Raw genomic sequence first — 2750 nt, forward strand, 5'->3', positions numbered from 1 at the left:
CGAAGTCTATCACCGTTTTTGCTATCTTTGTTTGCTCTCCGACAAACTGCTAGAAACCTCGTTTGATGGCGATACAGTGGAACGGGCGCTTGCTCAGGTAGCCTTAAAAATATGGGCCAGTGTACGCTCCTACGATCTCATTGGGCGTTGGGGAAAAAACGGATTTATTCTATTGCTACCGGAAACATCATTGGCAGGAGCTTCGGTTGTAGCTGATCGTATTCGTAAAAACGTAAATAATGTGCCGTTTCGGCTACCCAATAATGAGCACCTGGTATTGAGTGCCAGTATGGGATTTGTCCAAAGCGGACAGGAGCAGGTAACGACATTGGATGGCCTGATTCAGGCGGCTGAAAATGCGCTTGTTCGCGCTGGCCAGGTTGGTGGAAATCACATCGTTTTTGCGTGGGAAACCTAAAATAAAATGAAAGTTCTAATTGTTGAAGATGACCCAATCTCGCTAAAGCTATTATCTGGCACGCTTTCGCAGTTGAATTATGATGTTGTTGAGGCTAAAAACGGTGTTGAGGCCTGGCAAATTCTTCAACAGCGCACTATTCGCCTGGTAATTACCGATTGGGTGATGCCCGAAATGGATGGTATTACGCTGACACGCTTGATCCGCGAAACCGAAATGGCGGGTTATATTTATATCATCGTGTTGACGGGACGTCAGGGGATTGAAAATATTGTAGATGGTTTGGATGCTGGCGCCGATGACTATATGATTAAGCCCTTCGACCCCAAAGAGTTAAGCTCTCGCCTGCATATTGGGGCGCGCATTTTGGATCTGGAACAACGTTTGAAGGGGGCCTATGAACGTATGTATGAATTGGCCATGCATGATGAATTGACCGGCCTTTGGAATCGTAGAGCTTTCTATACCCATGCACAATCCGAATTGGAACGTTCTGAGCGAATGGTTCACGCGCTGAGTATTCTTCTTTTAGATATCGATCATTTTAAGCTCGTCAATGATCGATATGGGCACCTTGTCGGCGATCGAGCATTGATAATGTTGGCTGAGACGATTACAAAAAATTTGCGTAGTTATGACCGTGCCGGCCGTTGGGGCGGGGAGGAGTTTATCATCTTGTTGCCCGAGACTTCTCTCAACGAAGCCGTAGAAATAGCCGAGCGCTTACGCATTCAGGTAATGAATGCCAGGTTGCCCGTGCATGTCGAAGATCAAGATAACTTTGATGACGAATTGGGCATTGAGATAAGTCTGGGGGTTGCTACTTTAAATCTAGGAAGCGCTGTGTCTTTGGACCAGTTATTTGATGCCGCCGATGAAATGCTATACCTGGCAAAAAGGCAAGGGCGCAATCGGGTTTGTTATCAGCGATAGAAGCCGCATAGTATGATGGGTAGCGGTGAGCAAATTGGTTTTCCAGGAATAAACTTATGGAACGATTATTTGGTTGGCTGGAAGCGCATAAAACATATATTTACGTTGGGGCATGGCTTGTTTGTGGCTCTGCTTTTATGTTGTTTTTTCCAACACAAGGGCGATTTGCTGTGGTTGTGCTGTGGTTTCCGGTCATCATTAGCGGGTGGCTATTTGGCGAAAAAACAGGTTTTTTGGCGGGCGCCGCTACCTATCCGATTATCGTTTTATTTACAGTTAGCGCAGGGGGTGGTTGGCAAAATTGGTTTGATCCTGTGCTACTTGCGATGTCCATAGTTGCAAGTTTATTTGGTTTTTTGGTGGGGGGAACAAGTACAGCAATGCGGAATCATTTTCTAATGGAGATGGAAAAGCGCCAACGTGCTGAAATGCGCGTACAGCATGAGGAGAATAAATACCGCGCCTTGTTTGAGGATGCCCCAATTTCGTTGTGGGAAGAAGATTTCTCGGATGTAAAAAAATATATTGATGCACTCAGGGCACAGGGAATTAGCGATTTTGAAACCTATTTTGACGCTCATCCCGAAGATATTATCAAATGCACTCAAATGGTTCGGGTTTTGGATGTAAATCGAGTCACCTATGATCTTTTTAAAGTCCCCGGAAAAGATGAACTTCTGCAAAATTTGGGGCATATCTTTGGGGAAGAGTCAACGGAAGTATTTCGACAAGAACTGATTGCAATTGGGAATGGGGAGCGTGTTTTTGAGAGCCGCGGCATCAACTATGATTTGGAAGGCAACCTGCTTCATGTGGATGTGAAGTGGGAAATTAGCCCTGGCTATGAAGATACGCTCGAACGGGTGTTGGTATCCATCATCAATATTACAGAACAAGTTCTGGCCGAAGAAGAATTGACTCTGCAAAAAATATATTTTGAGACACTTTTTAATGTAAGCCCCATTGCCATTGTGACCACGGATGTAAATAGCGATATTTCTGATTGCAATCCGGCTTTTGAAAAACTTTTTGGGTACCAGAAATCTGAGGTTTTGAAACGACAGCTAACCGAAGTGATTATTCAACCAATAGAACACCAGAGTTCCGCCCAGTTGGCAGATCGCGTGCGTGAAGGCGATATGATTCGCGTGGTCACCCAGCGCAGGCACAAAAACGGCGACCTTGTGGATGTGGAATTATTTGCCATGCCCATACATGGTGGCGACGAGAACGCTTCATATTTGGCTTTGTATCATGATATTACTGATCTCATCGCCGCACGACGGGCCGCCGAAGCTGCTGTCAAGGCCAAAGCCGAATTTTTGGCGAATATGAGTCATGAAATACGCACCCCCCTAAACGCCGTGATCGGGATGACGAGTTTACTTCTGGATACGCC

3 protein-coding genes are annotated in these 2750 nt (G+C 45.7%); all 3 read left to right on the plus strand.

Going from position 1 to position 2750, the window contains the following annotated elements; genetic code table 11:
- Positions 1-418: diguanylate cyclase (locus tag HN413_14215; GenBank protein MBT3391550.1), on the plus strand; the 418-nt coding region annotated here is incomplete at its 5' end.
- A 6-nt stretch (positions 419-424) separates the two neighbouring features.
- Positions 425-1351, plus strand: a complete 927-nt coding sequence (locus HN413_14220) for a diguanylate cyclase (protein MBT3391551.1) — start codon at positions 425-427, stop codon at positions 1349-1351.
- A 56-nt stretch (positions 1352-1407) separates the two neighbouring features.
- Positions 1408-2750 (plus strand): PAS domain S-box protein (locus tag HN413_14225; GenBank protein MBT3391552.1); only part of this gene is annotated, 1343 nt, incomplete at its 3' end.

This window comes from Chloroflexota bacterium, assembly GCA_018648225.1.
In the GTDB taxonomy this organism is placed as follows: Bacteria; Chloroflexota; Anaerolineae; order Anaerolineales; family UBA11858; genus NIOZ-UU35.

Coding starts and splice junctions, on each gene's coding strand:
- HN413_14220 (MBT3391551.1), top strand. CDS start 425: ATGAAAGTTCTAATTGTTGAAGATGACCCAATCTCGCTAAAGCTATTA.